The organism is Paenibacillus sedimenti (assembly GCF_014534655.1).
In the GTDB taxonomy this organism is placed as follows: Bacteria; Bacillota; Bacilli; order Paenibacillales; family NBRC-103111; genus Paenibacillus_E; species Paenibacillus_E sedimenti.
Genome location: NZ_JACVVD010000002.1, coordinates 792,617 through 812,950, shown reverse-complemented (window position 1 = coordinate 812,950; position 20,334 = coordinate 792,617). Strand labels below are relative to the sequence as shown.

At 46.8% G+C, this 20,334-nt stretch carries 19 protein-coding genes, 1 riboswitch and 1 other annotated feature; of the genes, 8 read left to right on the top strand and 11 right to left on the bottom strand.

Annotated features, from left to right (window positions below; genetic code table 11):
* Positions 1-244 precede the first annotated feature (244 nt).
* Positions 245-1,186, bottom strand: coding sequence for a putative sporulation protein YtxC (locus tag ICC18_RS08385; RefSeq protein WP_188173894.1), 942 nt, complete (start codon positions 1,184-1,186; stop codon positions 245-247).
* A 202-nt stretch (positions 1,187-1,388) separates the two neighbouring features.
* Between ICC18_RS08385 and ICC18_RS08380 the strand changes: the two genes are divergently transcribed.
* Positions 1,389-2,459, top strand: coding sequence for a GGDEF domain-containing protein (locus tag ICC18_RS08380; RefSeq protein WP_188173893.1), 1,071 nt, complete (start codon positions 1,389-1,391; stop codon positions 2,457-2,459).
* Positions 2,460-2,532: 73 nt separating this feature from the next.
* Here ICC18_RS08380 and mqnC read toward each other — a convergent pair whose 3' ends face one another.
* The 4 genes from mqnC to metA form a co-directional block, all read right to left on the bottom strand.
* Entirely contained in the window at positions 2,533-3,669 is a 1,137-nt protein-coding gene (mqnC, locus tag ICC18_RS08375; protein WP_188173892.1) for a cyclic dehypoxanthinyl futalosine synthase, read from the bottom strand.
* Positions 3,670-3,918: 249 nt separating this feature from the next.
* Positions 3,919-5,091, bottom strand: a complete 1,173-nt coding sequence (locus ICC18_RS08370) for a trans-sulfuration enzyme family protein (protein ID WP_188173891.1) — start codon at positions 5,089-5,091, stop codon at positions 3,919-3,921.
* Positions 5,091-6,257 (bottom strand): aminotransferase class I/II-fold pyridoxal phosphate-dependent enzyme, encoded by a 1,167-nt coding sequence (locus ICC18_RS08365; protein ID WP_188173890.1) that lies wholly within the window; start codon positions 6,255-6,257, stop codon positions 5,091-5,093. The genes ICC18_RS08370 and ICC18_RS08365 overlap by 1 nt, the downstream gene beginning before the upstream one ends.
* 36 nt (positions 6,258-6,293) lie before the next feature.
* On the bottom strand, positions 6,294-7,235 hold the full coding sequence (gene metA / locus ICC18_RS08360) for a homoserine O-acetyltransferase MetA (RefSeq protein WP_188173889.1): 942 nt from the start codon (positions 7,233-7,235) through the stop codon (positions 6,294-6,296).
* Between the two features lie 102 nt (positions 7,236-7,337).
* Positions 7,338-7,468: riboswitch (SAM riboswitch) on the bottom strand.
* A 198-nt stretch (positions 7,469-7,666) separates the two neighbouring features.
* Between metA and ICC18_RS08355 the strand changes: the two genes are divergently transcribed.
* From ICC18_RS08355 to ICC18_RS08345, 3 genes are all read left to right on the top strand, one after another.
* Entirely contained in the window at positions 7,667-7,897 is a 231-nt protein-coding gene (locus tag ICC18_RS08355) for a hypothetical protein (protein ID WP_188173888.1), read from the top strand.
* A 72-nt stretch (positions 7,898-7,969) separates the two neighbouring features.
* Entirely contained in the window at positions 7,970-8,413 is a 444-nt protein-coding gene (locus ICC18_RS08350) for an Hsp20/alpha crystallin family protein (protein ID WP_188173887.1), read from the top strand.
* A 270-nt stretch (positions 8,414-8,683) separates the two neighbouring features.
* Positions 8,684-8,917 carry a hypothetical protein gene (locus tag ICC18_RS08345; RefSeq protein ID WP_188173886.1) on the top strand — a complete coding sequence of 78 codons (234 nt, stop codon included), beginning with the start codon at positions 8,684-8,686 and terminating at the stop codon, positions 8,915-8,917.
* Positions 8,918-8,985: 68 nt separating this feature from the next.
* On the opposite strand, the gene ICC18_RS08340 is transcribed toward ICC18_RS08345, so the two are convergent.
* Both ICC18_RS08340 and ICC18_RS08335 read right to left on the bottom strand, forming a co-directional pair.
* Positions 8,986-9,345, bottom strand: a complete 360-nt coding sequence (locus ICC18_RS08340; RefSeq protein WP_188173885.1) for a hypothetical protein — start codon at positions 9,343-9,345, stop codon at positions 8,986-8,988.
* Between the two features lie 100 nt (positions 9,346-9,445).
* Entirely contained in the window at positions 9,446-9,850 is a 405-nt protein-coding gene (locus ICC18_RS08335; protein ID WP_188173884.1) for a helix-turn-helix domain-containing protein, read from the bottom strand.
* A gap of 412 nt (positions 9,851-10,262) precedes the next feature.
* On the opposite strand from ICC18_RS08335, the gene corA reads away from it, so the two are divergent.
* A complete protein-coding gene (gene corA / locus ICC18_RS08330; protein WP_188173883.1) occupies positions 10,263-11,201 on the top strand; it encodes a magnesium/cobalt transporter CorA in 939 nt (312 codons plus the stop codon).
* Between the two features lie 65 nt (positions 11,202-11,266).
* Here corA and tyrS read toward each other — a convergent pair whose 3' ends face one another.
* Complete coding sequence (gene tyrS, locus ICC18_RS08325; protein WP_188173882.1) at positions 11,267-12,526, bottom strand: tyrosine--tRNA ligase; 1,260 nt, start codon at positions 12,524-12,526, stop codon at positions 11,267-11,269.
* Positions 12,527-12,593: 67 nt separating this feature from the next.
* Positions 12,594-12,840 (bottom strand) — a binding site (T-box leader).
* Positions 12,841-12,892: 52 nt separating this feature from the next.
* Complete coding sequence (locus ICC18_RS08320; RefSeq protein WP_188173881.1) at positions 12,893-13,903, bottom strand: HRDC domain-containing protein; 1,011 nt, start codon at positions 13,901-13,903, stop codon at positions 12,893-12,895.
* Positions 13,904-14,098: 195 nt separating this feature from the next.
* Between ICC18_RS08320 and ICC18_RS08315 the strand changes: the two genes are divergently transcribed.
* Both ICC18_RS08315 and ICC18_RS08310 read left to right on the top strand, forming a co-directional pair.
* Positions 14,099-14,395 carry a DUF3055 domain-containing protein gene (locus ICC18_RS08315; protein WP_188173880.1) on the top strand — a complete coding sequence of 99 codons (297 nt, stop codon included), beginning with the start codon at positions 14,099-14,101 and terminating at the stop codon, positions 14,393-14,395.
* 55 nt (positions 14,396-14,450) lie between these two features.
* Positions 14,451-14,756 carry a hypothetical protein gene (locus ICC18_RS08310; RefSeq protein WP_188173879.1) on the top strand — a complete coding sequence of 102 codons (306 nt, stop codon included), beginning with the start codon at positions 14,451-14,453 and terminating at the stop codon, positions 14,754-14,756.
* Between the two features lie 140 nt (positions 14,757-14,896).
* Here the strand turns inward: ICC18_RS08310 and ICC18_RS08305 are convergent, their stop codons facing one another.
* On the bottom strand, positions 14,897-17,017 hold the full coding sequence (locus ICC18_RS08305; RefSeq protein ID WP_188173878.1) for a glycoside hydrolase family 52 protein: 2,121 nt from the start codon (positions 17,015-17,017) through the stop codon (positions 14,897-14,899).
* Positions 17,018-17,180: 163 nt separating this feature from the next.
* Between ICC18_RS08305 and ICC18_RS08300 the strand changes: the two genes are divergently transcribed.
* Positions 17,181-18,092 carry an AraC family transcriptional regulator gene (locus tag ICC18_RS08300; RefSeq protein WP_188173877.1) on the top strand — a complete coding sequence of 304 codons (912 nt, stop codon included), beginning with the start codon at positions 17,181-17,183 and terminating at the stop codon, positions 18,090-18,092.
* Positions 18,093-18,792: 700 nt separating this feature from the next.
* Here ICC18_RS08300 and ICC18_RS08295 read toward each other — a convergent pair.
* Positions 18,793-20,277: a tagaturonate epimerase family protein gene (locus ICC18_RS08295; protein WP_188173876.1), complete on the bottom strand. Its 1,485-nt coding sequence runs from the start codon at positions 20,275-20,277 to the stop codon at positions 18,793-18,795.
* Positions 20,278-20,334 lie beyond the last annotated feature (57 nt).

The window sequence follows — 20,334 nt, the reverse complement described above, 5'->3', positions numbered from 1 at the left end:
GTTATCCATAAATAAATGGAAGTCGAATCCTCATCAGCATTCGATAACGGGAATGATTCCGGTGCCGTTTACTATCAGCCTGCAGCAGGCCAAGTTCCACAACACGGCTACAAAGGGGTAAACTAACGATTCACTGAAGGAGATTTCAGCCGGGTCTCCTCTCTCTGGGCAGTTCACTCTCGATAGTTCATGTCTTTGATCTTAACGCCTTCGTTCATTATTATAATTGGCTTACCGGGCAAGGTCAAGGGGATAGTTGGTCCTGCTTTTTAACCTCTCCCAAATACGTATGGCAGGTGCGGCAATAGGAGCAAACTGTTGTCCGATCATCAAATATTTGCCGAATCGTTTTAATGACGGTCATTTCCGGATCTCTGGTGTGAATATATATGTTCGCAGGAGATACCGTGATCAGCGTGCTTACAATCATATCCTCAAAATTAATATCTTTCTCCAGCACTTCAAGTTTAAAAGTAGCATCGAATTCGTTGGCATCGATTGGCTCCAGCTTATCATTTAAAATGACAAACTCATGGCCTCCCTTATGAATCAGGTGGGCAGCCGGAATCTTCGCCTCTTGAATATACACAAAGTACTGCAAGAGCGAAATAAACTCTTGGTATTGACGATCCATCATAAATTCGTCAATGGCATATTCAGCAATTTCTCTTAGCTCTTCCAAATAATCAAAAACCCGGAATTTTAGAAAACCTTCCAAATTGAGTTCTGAATTCTCGTCCAAGTATTGCATTAACGGCTGGACAAGCAGCTGTTTTCTGCGAAGCCTTCCCTCTTCGGAATTAGGTGCGCTGGATTCTCCCGAATCAGCCTCTCCGTATAAAAACTGTTTACAATAACCCTCAATCGGCTCCAGATCTTCCTTGGCCTCGTATTTAAATTCTTTTATAATCAGTTGACGAAGGATCTGCAATTCTTTCTCGGCCATTATATGCTCAGCAAGTACACCGGCAAGTGCTTCCATGATTTCCTTACGCAAAGTCACTGTTTCCTGCTCTTGGATCATCACTACACCACGAATATGCGCGTAATTATCATACAAATCATAGTGAACGGTCAAACCGCCTTGTACGCTATGTAAAAGCCGCAGCTCATTCTCAATCTGAGAGCTTAGCAAACGAACATATGACTCATTGACGCTCATCATCTTAATCGTAAACCAATCCATGGGCTCACTCCTTTCCGGCTGTAGGTGTATCCTCTTACAAGTATATGGTCGATCGGAATCAGATATACAACGAACAATTTGCCATTTCCTTTTGCTCAGGTCCTGTCGAACTTTACGGAAAGTTATTCCAATCCTTTCCTTATTCATGTTATGATATATATTACAGTAGTTCTTGAGTAGGATATTAGTGGAGTGAGTATAGATGCATATTAACGCATATATTCCAGACAAACAGAACTGGAACCGCAAGCTGCTTCACATTTATTGGGGTCTTGTCCTTATTCAAATTCCTGTTGAGTTTTTTTACTTTCTCAAAGTGGAAACCCAAGAACATATCACCGCCAATCATATCTTAATTCCCACGCTAATCATGGTTCTTATCATGGCTGGAATGGAAGCTGCCTATAGATTATCGCAACAAACGCTTGATTATTTCATCTTAATCGGCGGTTCCTTTCTGACGTTTACAATCATTTATTTCAACTACGATGTGAAAATGGCGCCGCTCTATGTGTTGATCCCCATTTTGGTATCCATCTTTTACTTTCAACGCGCAAAATTTCTAATTTCAGTCGTTCTTTCCCTGCTGTCCCTAACAATCCTTTTTAACCTCTCGGATTTACTTGCAGCTATTCCAATCCTTGGATTAGCAACTCTCATCGCATTCGGTATTATGAAGCGCGGCGTAGAAATTCTTGCTAACCTGCATGCCACGACTGAACTCAAACAAGAGCTTATGATTAAAAATATCATTATGGATAAGCTGTCCAAGACGGATGCGCTGACAGACCTCTACAACCATATTACTTTTCATGAATATTTGGAAAAACTAATTGAACAAAGCGAGTCCGGTCACTTGTGCATCCATCTTGCCGTACTTGATATCGATAATTTCAAGAAAGTGAATGACACCTACGGACATCGGGCCGGCGATGCCGTATTGACCAGCGTAAGCGGAATATTGAAAAAAAGCGTAGGGTTAAATGATTTTGCCGCTAGGTACGGCGGCGAGGAATTCGCGGTTATTTTCACTGAAAAGAGCACGGATGGAATTTATGAAATTCTAGAACGGATCCGCTGGCATGTTTCTCAGACCAAATACGACGAGCTTAGCGGCCAAGCTGTGACCATCTCCATCGGCCTTTGCGAATATAGCAAAGGAATGGGTAAAGAGCAGTTCTTTGGCGGAGCAGACCAATCGCTCTATACAGCCAAGAAGACAGGTAAAAACAAAACCGTCATCCATACGTTTCCGCTGCTGAAGACAAACTAAAAAACGCTCTTTTCACCTTCTATGAAAGTGAGAAGAGCGTTTTTATATCATTCGTAGCTAAATGTCCAAAAAGCTAGTTTTGCATCACAAAATCCCGATCCACTTTTACGTTTTCGTCGTCGAACACGCGCAGGATTTCGTATTTCGTGTTGCGCTGCGCCGGGATTTTACCCGCTTCGCGGATAATTTGCAGTGTCGAACTGACGTTAACCTTGTGCGTCGTACCCGCCGCGGATACCACATTTTCCTCGATCATCGTGCTGCCGAAATCGTTACAGCCGTAGCTGAGTGTAAGCTTACCGATTTCTGGACCCATCGTCACCCATGACGACTGGAAGTTCGGTACGTTATCAAGCATGATACGGCTGATCGCCAGCGTTTTCAAGTATTCCTCAGGCGTCACTTTCTCCGCTTTCATGTTCGTATTGTCCGGTTGAAATGTCCAAGGAATGAACGCAAGGAAGCCAGGCGTATTCAGCTTCTGGAGCAGCACATCGTCCTGTGCGTCACGAATGCGCAACATGTGGAGCGCACGCTCTTCCATCGACTCACCGAAACCGATAACCATGGTGCCTGTTGTGTGCATGCCCAGTTTGTGCGCGGTTTGCATGACGTCCATCCAATCTCGCCAAGAGCCTTTCAGCTTACTGATCTTGCGTCTTGTACGATCATCCAGAATTTCGGCGCCGCCGCCTGGAAGGGAATCCAGTCCTGCTTCATGCAATTGGCGTACGACTTCTTCCAGTGACAAACCATCTGAAACATCTTTCATTTTCATGATTTCAGCCGGCGAGAAAGAGTGCATCGTAATGTTGAAACGCTTTTTAATTTCACGCAAGAGATCCGTGTAATAACTGAAAGGCAAGTTCGGATTCGTACCGCCTTGCATAAGAATCTCTGTCCCGTTTACATCAAGAGTTTCTTGAATTTTTTGGAATATCGTTTCATCCGGGAGTACATAACCTTCAGCCGATCCCGGGGCGCGATAAAACGCGCAAAATCTACAATATACATCGCAGATATTGGTGTAGTTAATATTTCGGCCAATAACGAACGTAGTGATCGGGTCCGGATGCCATTTTTTCATAATTTGGTTGGCTGTATCGCCAATCTTCTCTATTTGATCGGACTCGAACAGCGTGATGCATTCTTCCACATCGATTCGTCCGCCCGAAAGTGATTTTTGTAAGATGCGATCAATCGGTTTCACGATTACTCACTCCTTTTGTGTTTATTTTACGGGGGCTCCCCCAAAAGTAACAGGAATAGTCTTCGAAGGATTTCTTCACTTTTGGTGGAATCTGCTTGTTTCTATCGTAACATAATCGTCTCGTACCGTCACGGCAATTCCCTGGATTTTGGAGGGGGCTTAACCGAATATTCACGAAAACGGCAAAAAAGCAGCATGCCGCTGCTTTACTTGACTTTGTTGACCTTTCTATTCGCACAAGGCTCCTCATTAGCTCCTAAGCGCTTGTTCCAAATCTTCAATGATGTCTTCAATGTCCTCAAGCCCCACCGAATACCGGACAAGTCCATCTGTAATGCCACGCTGTAAACGCACCTCTTTCGGCATAGCAGCATGTGACATCATCGCCGGATAGGACAAGATGCTTTCCACAGCACCCAAGCTCACTGCGACCAGCGGAATACGTACCTTGCTCATGAGCTTCTTTGCTTTCTCGCCAGAACCCACATCAAAGGAAACAACCGCACCGTAGCCAAGCGACTGCTTCTCATGAATCTCTTTGCGCGGGTGGTTCGGCAGTCCCGGGTAATAGACATAATCGATATCAGGCTGCTCGGATAGCCACTGCGCAAGTCGGCGAGCGCTTTTCTCCGATACTTCCATACGTGCTTTGAGCGTCTTCATGCCACGAATGAGAAGCCATGAATCCTGGATGCCGAGCACATTGCCCATGCCGTTCTGAATTTGTTTCATTCGGCGTCCCAGGCTTGAGTCGGCAGTTACGGCCAAGCCCGCAAGGACGTCACTGTGACCGCCAAGAAACTTCGTAGCGCTATGCAGCACAATATCAACGCCTAGCTCAATCGGACGCTGATGATAAGGCGTCATGAAGGTGTTATCCAGCATGGTAAGCAGGTCATGCTCTTTAGCCCATGCCGTAATCTCGCCGATATCCGTAATTCTGAGCGTCGGGTTGGACGGCGTTTCCATAAATACAGCCTTCGTATTAGGACGCAGCGCTGTTTTTACCTGCTCGATATCCGTCATATCGACGAAAGTGGATTCTACGCCCATCCGATTCATAATCGTCGTCAATAAGCGATAAGTGCCACCGTAAACATCCTCTGTACAAATAACGTGATCGCCCTGGGAAAGCAGCATAAGTGCCGACGATATCGCAGCCATACCGGAAGAGAAAGCGAATCCGCGGTGGCCGCCTTCCAGCAAAGCAATATAATCCTCCAGCGCTTGGCGCGTTGGGTTACCGGAACGCGTGTAGTCATACTCAGGCGAAACTTCCAGATCCGCTTGATGGAACGTTGAAGCTTGATACAAGGGCACGCTGGATGCCCCCGTCGCTTCATCGATTTCCGCACCGAAGTGAATAAGCTTCGTAGCAAACTTGCCGTGCGGTTTACGTTTATCGTCCTTGGATGCGCTCATTACAGAGCACCTCCTTCAAGCTCCGCCTGCGCCAGATTGAACGCATTCGTCAGATCTGCGATCAGATCGTCGACGTGCTCGATACCTACCGAGAAACGCAGCAGGCGATCGTCAACGCCTACTTTTTGGCGGATTTCCAGAGGAATATCCGCGTGGGTTTGCACAGCCGGGTAGGTCATCAAGGACTCTACACCCCCGAGACTTTCCGCGAAGGCGATCAGCTGTATATGACGCAGAATCGGTTCGATCAACCTGGCATCCTTCACTTTGAAAGAGAAGATGCCGGTGTTGCCGCTCGATTGTTTGTTCTGTACGGCATAGCCAGGATGGCTCTCTAATGCCGGGTAGAACACTTCATCGACAAGGGGATGCGCAAGCAAGAACTTGGCGATGGCCGTTGCATTATACTCATGACGCTCCATGCGAAGCGCGAGTGTCTTCATCCCTCTCATGAGCAGCCAGCTATCCTGCGGTCCAAGCACGGCGCCAATGGAGTTATGCAGGAACGCGATCTGCTCGGAAAGCTCCTTGCCTTTGGTTACGATAAGGCCGGCGAGCACGTCATTATGGCCACCGAGATACTTGGTGGCACTATGTACCACAATGTCTGCGCCAAGTTCGATCGGGCGCTGCAGGAACGGGGTCAATAGCGTGTTGTCGACAATCGACACGATGCCCTTTTTACGGGCCCATGTACAGACAAGCTCGAGATCCGTAATCATCATAAGCGGATTCGTCGGCGTCTCAATGATTAGCCCTTTGGTATTCGGCTGGCAAGCGGCCTCAAGGCCATCCAGATCGTTGGTATCCACATAAGTAGCCGTCACGCCGAATCGCGACATGATTTTCTCAAGTAAACGGTATGTCCCGCCATAGAGATCCAAAGAAACGATCAAGTGATCGCCTTGGCTGAAGTATGCAAAAATCGTTTGCAGTGCAGCCATACCCGAAGAGCAGGCAAAGCCTGCATCTCCCGATTCAAGCTGAGCAATGGCATCCTCAAGCACCTTACGGGTCGGACTTTTGGTGCGTGCATAATCAAATCCGGTGCTTTGTCCGAGCTTCGGATGGCGGAAGGCGGTTGCTTGGTAGACCGGGAAGCTGACAGCACCGGTACCAGGTTCATTTTGAGATCCGATTTGGGCGAGACGACTTTCGATTTTCATTGCAAAGAGCTCCTCCTTCGTGGGGTACGATTCAATTTACAGTTGTGCGCTAGCAAGACTTTTGTTGACGGCGTTCAGATCAAACGGCGTTTCTTGATACACGTAATAGTTCAGCCAGTTGGAAAACAGCAGGTTCGCATGCGCTCTCCAAGTGTTGTAAGGCTGTCTGCTTGGGTCATCGTTAGGGTAATAATTTTTAGGAACGGCAATTTCGAGCCCTTTATTCACATCGCGGTCATATTCCCATTTCAACGTGCAGGCATCGTACTCCGAATGCCCGGTAACGAATATATGCTTGCCATCGCGAGTTGCTGCGATATATACGCCGGCTTCTTCCGATTCGGATAAAATCTCCAAATCCGGACATCTCTCGATATCTTCACGGCGGACTTCAGTGTGACGTGACTGCGGCACATAGAAAACTTCGTCAAAGCCGCGCAGCAGCTTCGTATTCTGCACGTTCACCGTGTGAGGGAATACACCGAACATCTTGTTATCCAGCGCATATTTCGGTACGCCGAAATGATGATACAAGCCAGCTTGTGCGGCCCAGCAAATGTGCAGTGTGGAAGTGACATTCTCCTTGCTCCAGTTGAGAATCTGCGTCAATTCTTCCCAGTAATTCACATCTTCAAACTCCATTTGCTCAACAGGCGCACCCGTGATGATCATGCCATCCAGCTTCTCGTCTTGAATGTCTTCAAACGTTTTATAGAACAATTCCAGATGTTCAGCGGAAGTGTTTTTGGAAGTATGAGTCTTGGGATGCAGAAGCACGAATTCCACCTGCAAAGGGGTATTGCCGATTAAGCGCAGCAATTGTGTTTCGGTTGTCTCTTTCGTCGGCATCAAGTTTAACAAAGCAATGCGAAGTGGACGAATATCCTGATGATACGCGACAGATTCATCCATCGTGAAGATGTTTTCTTGATTTAATATTTCTTTGGCTGGCAGGTTGTCAGGAATCTTGATCGGCATCCTGTTCACTCCTTTTGTCACTTGTTTGGGTTGTTGGTGAAAGCAAAAATGACCTTCTCCGGAATCAGAGAAAGGTCATAGAAATTCAAAGTCATGTCCTCACTCTTATCTCCCAGATTCGCTTCGTACAGCGTTTCCGCAAGAATTAGCACCGTGCATTCCTTTGTTAGCTCAAAGGTTTGTCGGTTGCCGGGTATCATCGGGCTAGTCCCTCCACCTACTCTTGATAAGAAAGTAAAACCTATTCAGTTGTTATTAATAATACTATAAAATGCTCTGTTGTCAAGGGATTTGGCAAGCCCATCTGTGACCACTTTTGAGATGAGTATTGGGCGATTGTCCGGTTCCTTCCTGCATCCGGGCGAATAGCATGAAACTGTAGTAAATGCCCAGACCACCAAAAAATAATTTGTAAAAGGAAAGGTGAAAAAATGATAGATCATACATTAAGAAATTATGTGCTCGAAAGCATTTATCCGGTCGTTCAATATGGTTTACATGAAAAGAAGTACACATCGGTCACTCACTCCATGTTCGAGGTTGCAGCCATCACATATTTGATGGGGAGAGGATACGATTTCCACACCGCCCATCGTATTGTGGAATCATGGGAGGTTAACGAATCGTTTCCGCCATATCAAATTTCATCAAGATATTTTTGAATAATTTATGATAAATGAGTTCATCTAAAATTGCTAAAATTATACAACTATCACAGGAGGTTGAGCATTCAAATGCCTTTAGTACCTTATGAACCGTTTCGTCATCTCGAAAATATGAGGCGGGAATTTGATCGTTTTTTCACAACCGACCTTCCGGCCTTTAGATCAAGCTTTGGACATTCTTTTGGTAATTTAAGCGTCGATGTCCATGAAACGGATAATGAAGTCGTCGCAACATGCGATATACCGGGACTCAAAAAGAAAGAAGATGTAAATATAGATATCGAAAACAATGTTCTTTCAATTAGCGGCAGCATCAACAGAGCCAATGAAGTCAAAGAACAGAATATGTACAGGCAAGAACGCTTTGTCGGACATTTTCAACGTTCCATCGGTTTGCCGGCTACCGTGGCATCCGAAGGTGTCAAGGCAACTTATAAAAACGGAGTTCTTGAGATCCGCATGCCCAAAACGAAACCGGATGTCAAAAAAAGAATCGATGTAGATTTCCGCTAAATCATTTGGTGAGGGCTGTCCCGAAAGCCGGTTTAAGATGGCTGAGGGGGGCCCGATTTTTGTTTTGAAGATGACTTGAAGTTGGCCGATTTTTTCGCAAATGATCTTGTATACTTTAGAAAAGGAGGGAAAAGTTGTCTATTGGATAAGCAATATGATAAAATGATACAAATTGTATCATTACGATACTCTTTGAAAACCCGGGGTGAGACAGGTTTAAAATTACCAACATTCTAAATACTAATCTTAACAACGAAATGAGGTCATATCATGTCTGTTAAATCATCGGATAGCTTCGCGGCTTTTGCTTCCTTGCATCGATACTCCGCGTTGCTTGAAACGTCCAAGCCAACGCTTTCGCAGGCCGAAGTGGCTGTTCAGCTTCTAAGTCATATCTACGGGGCCGAGAATGAAGAAGAATTGTTAAAATGCGGCGACTCGGAGATCATTGATACCTACATGGCAATGAAAGAGAAAATTTTGAACAACGTCGTTACGCAATAGCTCTTCGTACGCAAAAATGCCCAGGTCCTTGCTATCAAGGGATTGGGCATTTTTTTCAATTAAAATATTTATTTGTTATGGATACCAAGGAACCCTTGAAGGAAGATGTCGGCAATATAAGTATCGGCTTTGCGAATTTCTTGGCCCAAATGCTGCAGCATTTGCAGGTCTTTCTTAAGTATAAGGCGTTGCATGCCTTTCAGCTCTGTATTATGATGTTCAATCAATAAGTGAACCACATTCTCCTGCATCTCGATATCTACATTAGCATTCAAAAAAATACGATAACTTTCTGGTGTAGTTTGTTTGTATAGTCCACAGATGTCACCAAGATCATCGAGATACGTAAGCTTAACCCCTTGATGTTTGGCTAATTTATAAGGGCATCGTTCCCCAATACCTTTGTATAAATCCTCTATATGATCCAAACAAATCAACTCCCTCAAAAATAGGACATTACTGGAAATTATTATATCACGAAAAATAAATAAGAAAATGGGAAAAGTGAAAATTTTAGGTGTTTTACTGCTATTTTTTGCTTCTTTTACTTTCCTCAAGATCTTCTAAAAATGTAAATTCCATAAATTTTAACGAATAGGCCAATTTATCTTCGTCCAAATTTCCTTTTTCACGCAGCAACGCTTCTGTATCTTTCAAAAATTGGTCAAGCAAGGACTGCTCTTCTATTGGAAGAGCACTAGAACTGTTAGAAGCGAAGTAATGCTTTTCAGCGCCTGGTCTGCCTAGTAAGTAATCAACAGTTACGTTAAAATAATCAGCGATTTTCACTAGATCCGCGTACTGAGGCTCGGTTTTTCCTAATTCATAATTGGACACGGTTGCTCTCTTTCTTCCCAAAAAAGCAGCAAGTTCGTCTTGAGAAGTGCCTTTTTTCATTCGAAGTTCTTGGATCCGGTTCTTAAATACCGACATAATGGATCATACTCCCATCCTATATGTATTTATATGACAAGAAATTTTGCTTATGAGTAAAGTTATTTAACCATTCCTAATAAATATGATCATACATCGCCCTGAGACGTTGGGCAACCGTTGTTTCACCCATGAACCAGACATGCCTTATTACCATACTCTATTTTAAAAGGAATAGCTTCATCAATCCAAACTTTTCGGCTTGAAACGCGTAAAATGAAGGGTTATACTAGACAAGTATTCGACACGGACGGAAAAGGGGGGCATACGTATGGACGGAGACCCGAGGAGTAGAAGCTGCAGAGTAAGTGAACAATTTTATATGGCGGGACTACAGTCGGTTCTCCATCCATCCGTAGCCTGATTACGATAGGAGATTTACCGGCTGGTTCCATTCGAAGGGGTGGATCAGATGAAAACACGATGGGTACAAAACGGCGTATTTACTTTGATCGAGGATGTGACCGTCGCGCTTACACCTCCGGAGAACGGCTTTTATTGGATTGACGCGGGGATTGAAGATCTGGAAGTTCTTCAGCCCTTGTTTCATTTGCATGATCTGGCCGTGGAGGATTGCTTGAGCGAGGAAGAACAGCGTCCTAAGATTGAAATTTACGATTCGCACTATTTTATTGTTATTAACAGCATCCGATTTGATGACGAAGAGATTTTCTTACGCGCACTTAATATTTTTCTAAACAAGCATGTAATTATAACCGTTACCAAGCAAAAGATTAATGAGCTTCGTGCATTGAAGCCGTTCCTTTGGGAAGAAGAAGTGAACAGTCCCGATCGATTCCTTTACCATCTGGCCGATCTTGTCGTCGATAATTACGTAACGGTCGGTGACCGTATCGAAGATAAGATTGAGAAGCTGGAAGAAGATATTCTTATGGCAACGAAGAAGACGCATTTGAATGAGATCATCGGGCTGCGGTCCGAAATCCTGTGGCTCAAAAAAGTGCTCGTCCCGCAGCGCGACTTAATAGGAACTCTTGGAAAAAAAGAACTTAAGCTGATTGACCATCAGCTGCAAAAATATTTCAGCGATATTTATGAAAATGCGGTGAAAATCGTCGATACGTTCGATACGCTTCGCGATCTGATGGGCAACTTGCGAGAAGCTTATCAGTCCAGCGTCGCTAACCGGGCAAATGAAATCATGCGCGTATTTACCGCGGTGACGACGATCTTTATTCCGCTCACGTTCATCACCGGGGTATTCGGAATGAATTTCGATGATATACTCGGATTCCTTCATATTCCTCACGCTGATGCAATAAGTCTGGTGATTATGGCCTTTCTTGGAATCGGGATGTACGTATTTTTCCGTAAAAAAGGTTGGTTGTAAATGGACGATTGGGGACCATTCCGTAGCAATGTAGAATTGCTAAAGGAATGGTCCTTTTCCCATGCCTAAACCAACTCTAATTTGACAAATTTACGTTTGCCGATTTGTACAATATCGCCGTTCTGCGGCACGATTAATGCATGGATATCCGTAATTTTCTGCTCGTTGATTCTGACAGCGCCTTGCTCAATGCTGCGTCTTGCCTCACCATTGGATACTTGCAGGCCAAGGGTGACAAGCAGCTTGACCATCGAGATCGCTCCGTCTTCCAGCTCTTCGGATTGCAGTAGAGCAGCTTCGATCTCGTCAGGCAATGTCCGCTTTTGGAATACGGCAATGAAATGCTGCTCCGCTTCATCAGCTGCCCCAGCTCCGTGGAACATGCGGACATATTCTTTTGCGAGCCGCATTTTCGCATCCCTGGGATGTACCGTTCCTGCCTGAAGACCTTGCTCCAATTCCCGGAGCTCATCATTTCCAATGGATGTCGTGAGTTCGAAGTATTTTAGCATCAGATTGTCAGGAATGGACATCGTCTTGCCGTAAATCTCGTTCGGCGACTCATCAATACCAATGTAATTTCCTAAGCTCTTGCTCATCTTCTGCACACCGTCGAGCCCTTCGAGCAGCGGCATCAACATAGCAACTTGCCCGTCGTTCATCTCATATGCCCCTTGCAATGTTCGACCCATCAAGATGTTGAACGTTTGATCCGTGCCGCCGAGTTCGATATCCGTATGCAAGGAAACGGAATCATAGGCCTGCATGAGCGGGTAGAAAAATTCGTGTAAATGGATAGGAAGATTGCCCGCATACCTTTTAGCAAAATCATCCCGTTCGAGTAGCCTGGCAACAGTGACTTTACCGGCTAACTTGAGCACATCATCGAATTTGAGCTCACCCAGCCACGAGGAATTGTAGTAGAATTTCGTTTTGCCTGGCTCTAAAATTTTGTACAACTGCTTCTGGTATGTCTCCGCGTTTCGCTTCACATCCTCCTCTGTCAGCTGTTTGCGCGTTTCCGACTTCCCTGTCGGATCGCCGATCCTTCCTGTGAAGTCACCGATAATGAGCTGCACCTCGTGCCCAAGCTCCTGAAACTGGCGCAGCTTTTGCAGTACGACCGTATGCCCGATATGAATATCCGGCGCCGATGGATCCAGGCCGAGTTTCACCTTTAACGGCTGGCCCGTATGGACAGCATTCATAATTTTCTGCTTCAGCGCCTCTTCAGGAACGATTTGTGCAGTGCCCCTGCGAACGATATGCCATTGACGATCGACTTCACCCTGCTGCTCTTTTGTCAGTTGATCCCATGTAACCATTAAATGAGCCTCCTCTACTAAGTCCCTAATAATCCAATCCTAAAAACAAAAAAACCTCCACGCCCCACAAAGGGACGAGAAGGTTGTCTCGCGGTACCACCCTAATTAAAGAGAATAATCTCTTTCACTTAGTATCATAACGGCATGTTACTGCCGGGTAAAAGCTACTAATGCCATACTTGCGCATGTTCCCTTTTCCAACTCAGGACTGTAATTCGGATCCACGCTTGCGCCGGTTCGCACCTTCCACCGACTCTCTGAAGCAGCGGCATTTCTCCTACTCAGGGTAACCCCATATCCGTCATCGCATTGATTGTATGTTAAATTTAGTGTTCATTTAAACACATTCCGCAAAGCGTGTCAATACTAGCTCGCTGCCTGTACAGCGGCATTATCCTTCTCGCGGCGGAAACGCAGCCGGAGCAAGCGAAGCCACTCGTAGGCGCGGTCCAGCTCTTTGCCTTTAAGTTCTTCAGCAGAAGCGATGCGCTGCAGCACAGGTTTCAAATAGCGATCGCCTTCTGCCTCGAATGCGCTCCATGCCTTGATCTGATCCTCCTCGGATACGGAGCCAAGTTCCGCTTCCACAAGCGAATCCATATCGTAGCCCTCCCGCTCGAGTTCTTCCACCCACATCAGCAGCTCCCTGCGAGGCATGGATAAAGCTTTCTGCAGATCAGCCAGATTTCCGCCGCTAGTGACGATTTCGAGCAGCTTGCGCTTGCTGACTTCCCGGTCGAGCTCTGTGCGAAGCTTTTGCTCTTTCTGAGCGATCAGCCAAGCTTCAAACTTTGAAGTGTCAACGCTATTCGCGACCCAATCCAATGGAAAGCCATGCGAACGCTGGTGCTCTGCTGTAAGCTTAAGTAAATCGGCGGCGTACATGGACGTCTTTTGCTCGCCGAATCCGGGTATTTGCAGCAGTTCGTCTGAATTCTGCGGAAGGAAGACCGAGATCATGCGCAGCACGCGATTGGTCGCCAGGATATAAGGCGCTTTGCCCTCACGTGCTGCTTGTTCCCGTCTCCACGCCCGCAAGCTCTCAAACATCTCCTCATTCGGATTCTCCTCACTGTAAAACGTAAGCATCTGCGTCAATTTCGCTTTACCCGACCGTTGCGCCAATTCCAAGTCCGTGCTCACCAAGGGCCGAAAACCGGTTCGCATTTTATCGCGAAGACCTTGCCGGAAAGCGCCCAGCATCTCATCCCAACTGACGCCTTGGTACCACTGGTCCTGTGCCATTCGGCCCCCCGTATCCGGCTCGCTCCAGTAGACATGCCAGATCCCCTGTGCTTCTCCAATCGAGACTTGCGCCGACGTAACCCGACTATCCCCCGCTTCCTTTTCCAAAGTGTTCAAAAATACTACGTTCATTCCATCTCCTCCATGCTCAATTAGAATTAGATTCAGAAAAACAAAAAGCACCTCTTCTACGTCATGTAGAAAAGGTGCTTCCCTTTCGAATATCCAAATCATACCATGTCTGTCAGATGGGCGCAAGAGGTGTTTTGTTGCCGAGCTATTTTCAGGTATAATAGGTGCATACCAGGAAGAGGATGGAGGGCCATCATGTCTGATTTTGACTTTTTATACGACCATTCGGAGGAAACGACGACTCGTTTCGTTTGTTTTATCGGCGGCGAATCGATGCATCGCTTTGATCTCGCAATTATGACTACAACCCGCTATTATGGCAAGAAGCTCGTGATTGATTTGCAAACAGGACGCAGCGCCGTCATGGGTCCGGACGATTTAGCCGAAGAAGGCTATTTGGAATATGCATATAAAATCTCAGAGGAAGAAGCACAAGAGCTGAATGCCTTCTTGTCCCAAGTAATTGGTTCGATCCATTTCACGGATATTTAAGTTCATCGTTGGGGAAAATGGAAAAAGCACTGGCAAATGGACAGGAGGCTTTTTCATGAGCAAGGATTTCGATGAACAAGAGAAGAAACAATCCAAAGGATTCATTGATGAATACAGGGACGAGTACACCGATCTAAAGACGGTCGAGTCGCAGCGCAACGACCTGACTGCCGAGGAATTTCCCGACGGGCCTTACGGATCGGACCTGATTACGGAATCGCTCGGCAAGAGCACGCCATGGCGCGAAGATCAGCGGCCGTCCAACACCTATTCTTACGAGAATCGGGATTTTCACCAAGATATCCCGCGGGCATATCCGGATGAAGACGATTTGCGTAACGAACCCAGTAACGAAAAGTAATCATAAGTAAAAGAAGAGGCTGACCCTTTAGTAGCTCTAACTACTGATAGGTCAGCCTATTTCTTTAAAGTTGAGCTGTAACGGTCTTATTTCGGGCTATTACAGCCGTGAAAAGATGCAAGTTGGACACTATAACCGCGCTAGGCGCGATATTGTTCCTCTTGAAGCCATAAGATGCTTGTGACACCGCGCGGATAGTATTTGCTGCCTTGAATTTCCCCGGAAATGATTTGGTCGCTCCAGCTCCAAACCGATAAGGTCGGGTGCGTGAGCCAGCTAACATGGGCGCTATCTGCCGCAGCCCCCTTTTCATCCCATGGAAGATTCAAAATTTGGCGCGCAACGAATTGGCACAAATATATTTTGCTGAGCCAGGAGTTATTGCTCGTCGAAGAGAGCTTCCAGCCGCCGTCCGGGAACAAACATGTTCCGGTCACAAGTACTGTATCGAGATGCTTTTTCAGCGCTTGAATGTAGAACCCGTATCGGCCAGTCTCGTCGAGTGCATCTTTGTTGCCCGTGAAGTAAGGGAATACCAGGCCTTCAATGGCCGGAATAATCTTCGAGTCGTTCCCTTCGCCGACAACGGCCGGAATGTATCCCTCCTCCGTCACGAACCCTACTAATGTGCGAGCGCATTTGAGCGCTTGATCACCTGCCGTTCGGACCAGATCCTCACGGCCGTTTTGTTTGAAAATACGCTCCATTGCCACGTAGGATGCCCAGCATTTTCCCGCCATGTAAATGTTATTGCGAGCCTGACCGAGGGAAACGTCCAGACTGTCATAGGTTGTGATCTCGGCTCCGCCCATCGTGCGCGTGCTGTCCAGCGACATAATGCCGTTGCGCAGCTCAGGGTTCGGGTTGTCGCGGTTCAACATGCTTTGCAGGCACTGCTCAAACAGAGACAAGTTGTTCTGCAGCCACTGCTGATCTCCCGTATGCTCCACATAGACAGCCCCGCACAAAATCCAGTTCACCAATTGCTCATGCGTCATATGAGAGAAGCAGCCGTCCAGTCCATATAACTCATAGGAGGAATAGTGCGGTCTGGAAAGTGTATTTGCGACACCCATATCATGCGTAAAGCTGATCCCCCCCGGATACTCCGTGGGGTCCCCCGGAAAACATACCCGGTCCTCATAACTATATCGATTGGAAAACATATCAAGTTCATTGCGAACCGTCCACGGGTTGAGCGCCAACTCATAAAACAGCTGATCGACTGTGAGATCAAACGTGTTCATCATGCGGTATTCGCCTTCATTAACGACCCAGAACGGGTCGCCGTCCATTTCAAGGAGCTGCGTGCTGCCGTAATAGCTGCGAATCGCATGGGATAACATGAACTTTTGATCTTCCGATAGTTTGGAGGAATCAATGCTAACATTTGATTTTTGCGCGAGTACAGAGATCTCTTCGTAATGGTTCAAAGCATAGCTTGCTGCTGCTTCAATGTTTTTGAACAAACGTGCATACAAGTATGAAGCATCATAACCTGCCGTTACGATGCCGGAACGGTGGAAACACAGCGCGAAACGATAAGTCCGCTTCTCGCCTGCTGGCGTGTCTGCTAACAGAGCGCCGACTGTGCCGAGACCGAAGGTTAGATTCTCCATCGGCTTCACAGTCAGGATGTCTTCAATGCTGAAGTGCAAGCCGGATCGAACATCGGGATCATTGGAAACAATGGCCGTGATTCGTCCTTGCCCGACACCTGCAATGCCGTCCAGCGTATCGTCCAGTCTGCGCATGGAGCTGTATGGATCGGAACCCTGATAGCCCAAAAACACTCTGCGGGCTGCAGTCCCCTTCGTGTTGTCTACGGTAATCTCAGCGAGCACGGCTGGAACAAGAGCCAGTCTAAGCTCCTCATCACTAGCAGTCGTCGGATCCGGCACAGATTGAGCAGGTGAAATGATACGGAACTCCAGATCGCCGGCTTTCCAAGTATCTGTGCTTACATGAAAGTCTCTTCGAATCGCATCACGAGCAAATGGAAAGACGATCTTCGGCTTATTCGGGTTCGGATCGGGATTCTCAATATCGTAACGCTGACTCTCATCTTCCCCATATTCAAAAAAAGGCAGAGCTTCGTAAGTACCACCCTTGGCGGACTCGAGACCGATATATATATTTTGCCCCGGCGGGCGTCCTTGCTCCAAATCGAATCCTCCGCTTTTGCCCGGAAATCCGAGAGTAAAGCTTGCAAACGCTCCCACTGGAGCGTGATGCGCGTTAAAAAATTGATTAGCTGGCATTATTAAGTGCTCCCTTCTATACCTATATGCCCTAATCATATGTCCGGAAAAATCTTTATCCAATGGGCATAACTCGCTTTCATTTGGACAAAACAAACATGATATTCCTTCTTCATGATATAATACTGGGAATCGACAACACCTTCAAAGGAGCGAGCGAACGTTGGTACGTCCCACTCATGAATCCTTACCCTCCGGTCTTGATCATATGGTAAGCGGCAGCATGCTGCCTGATTTGCAAGTTTCGTTCCGTTTGTTCGCCGCACACCGACGCAAAGTCAAAGCCCAGTGGTCGTTTCCCGAGCATCGGCATGCGCTGTATGAGCTAAATCTGGTGCTTGAAGGAACTCAGCATATGCAGGTCGACAGGAAAGATTATCAGCAAAAACAAGGCGATCTGCTGTGGATTCTGCCGGGCTCTACACATGCCAGCCTCGGTGCTGCCGACGGTGGCACCATGGAGTATGTATGCGTGCATATGGAAGTGGACGACCCTTGGTTTCGCCAACAATTGAATCAAATGAGAAAGGTGCTGTACCCTGCGGGCAGTCCGCTTGAGCGGATCCTTCGTCCCATTCTTCAGGATGTGGCCAATATGGCGGGCGACGAATCCGCTGGCGAATTGAACCAGAAGCTGCTGACGATGCATGCTTCTTTCCGCTTGTTCGCAGCATTATGCGAGGTACTGCTTCAAGAAGAACAGCAATCTTCCTCGCAACCCGCTGCATCGGAGTTGGCAGCCCGGATTGCAGCCTCTATCGAGGAGGCTTGGATGAACGACGGTTCGGTTCGCTCAGACGATCGTGAACTTTTTCGAATTGAACAGATTGCAGAACAGCTCGGCTACAGCCCTACTCACTGCAATCGCGTGTTTCAGAAAGCTTACGGCATTTCCCCGCGCCAGTATTTAAGCACCATCAAGCTTCGTAAAGCCAAACTTCTGCTCATGGATCCCACACAATCCGTGGAACAAATCGCCGAGCAGCTCGGTTACAAGGATTTGTCGCAATTCAGCAAGCAATTCAAACGGTGGACGGGCATGTCCCCCACCGCCTACCGCCACCTCTCCTTCTAAAGGAGGTTTAAAAAAACGACTTTGTCCACATCAGACGATAGTCTGATTGGCGAATAAACCTACCTCTAAACGCGGTCGCTCATCTTCGAATGACTTCGATAAAGGTTTATCTCAAAACGAAGAACATTCAGGAGGATTATTCGACGTCGAATCTTGAACGAAATCGGGAAGTCCGGTACTCACGTAGTAAACTACGCTCCGTTTCCTCCTTCTCCGAGTTTCGTCCAACCTTCTCGGTTTTGAAAGCCTGCTTTTAAAACTTTCATTTTATTAAAAAAAAGACTCTGTTAAACTTTGTTGTTGATTTTCTTTGTTTAAGTAACGGGACTTAAAAAAGATCGGAACTGCGAAGGTTCATAAATCACAGAAACAACGATTCTGTATGAAATTTCATATAAAATCGGGCTCTTCGCTTCAATTAGAGCTTTTGTGTATGATTTTTCGAGTATATATGGGGGAACGATTGTTTCGAATTGATCGCTAATTGTTTAGGTGGTTTTTCTTACCACATAAGAATTTATAAGTTTCCGATGATCGGAAAACGAAATTCTTATTGGCGAATAAACCTTCCGCTGAACGCGGTCGCACATCTTCGAAAGACCCCGATAGAGGTTTATCTCATGGTTAGAAATCAACAATGAAGAATAACAAAGCCTAAAAAATAGAGCCGACCTCTGATTTAAGAGATCGGCTCTATGATTTATTTACCCAGCAGCTCCAAGTGCTTGCCTATGTGCTTTTTCAAGCCCTCGGCGAAGGACTCTTCTTGCTCGGCAAGGGTCTGGAAGAACTCGTCTGCGAACTGTTTGCTGCCATCGGCATTTTTGGCTTGCAGAAGCAAGCCATACGTGATGTGCAGCAGCTGGCGAGCGTTATTTTCGTTCATATATTCCGGCAATTGTGGATCGCTCACGCTTGCAAGCGGAGTAATTGCGTTTATATCCGTCGTCACATGGTAGTAAGCAGTCGCTTCCTCAAAGTGATCCAGCGCATATTGGTGCATACGGCGGTACAAGGAAGGGTTGACTTTCGCCACAACGCGGACGGCCTCGAGCCAGTTTGTGCCTGCCGTTTTCAAATGAAACAAGCCGTTCGTGTATTGGCCGATCAGCGGGAACACGCTGAATTTATCGCTGCCGGAATGAATGCTCAATTTGTATTCGAAGTGAACCGCGATGGCGGCATGGCTCGCGAGCTCTTTTTCAAATTGTGCGATATCGCCGATGTAATCGATGCCTTTCTGGAACTCCCCGCAGAAGCGCGGCGCCATACTGAATATCGTTACGCCGCGCTGACGAAGCTCATTCGCCACTAAGAAATGCGCCTCCGGCGATGTCGGGGTAGCCGTTTCATCGATCGATATTTCAAAATCGACCGCCCGATCCAGCGTTGTAATATATTTTCGGAAAATAGCTTCCATGAAGTCGATCGCTGCATCATAGATCAGTACATCCTTCATGAGCGATTGTCGTGTGAACGTTAAGCTCGCGCCAGGAACATTAGGTGTCGCTTGCAGGTAACGTTCCTCATATCGGCTGCGCAGGCTGGTCGGAAGCTTTTCATACTTGGCAGCTACTTCAGCATCGGTCAGACCGTCAATCGTGTTATCGATCTTCTCTGAGCAGTCCAGCGTCAGCATCGTAAAACCTAAACGCAGCGCGTACTCAATGTCCTCTTCCTTCTTCAAGTGATCCCCGTCTGCGCCATAACCGTCCCTGTATCCCTCTTGAAAAACGGCATAAGCTGCCGCATCCAGCACATCTTCGTAGGTCCGGCCTGTTAGCGCCAACTCACGGATGCTTTGCTGAGCTAGAACAGGGCGGATATCTTTACCGCGAAGCGTTTGGATGTGGCCCGGGCTGGCGATGCCAAGCCGGTCTCCGAGTCCCATCGTAGCCACTTGCGTTCCGAATGCTTGAGGAGCCGTATATGGCAAAAATTGGTTTAGCGTAAGCCGGTTTTCATGGGTAAGCGGACAAATTTTGCCCCCATCCACGCTCTCTCCGATTAATTGATCATAGATTTCGCCTTTGCCTACAGCGACGAGTTTTTTCCCAGTATTTGATCGAACTAAAAGCAACTTCGTGCCTCCAACTTCTGTGAAAGATGAAGCATACACTTTTAAGTCTGAGGTATTGATTGCGGCTAAATTGCCTGATTGTAACGCCTCAATAAGCTGTTTCATTGCGGTAATCCTCCCTTATTTTGTGCAAACGTTTACTGCATCATGATAAGTTCATCG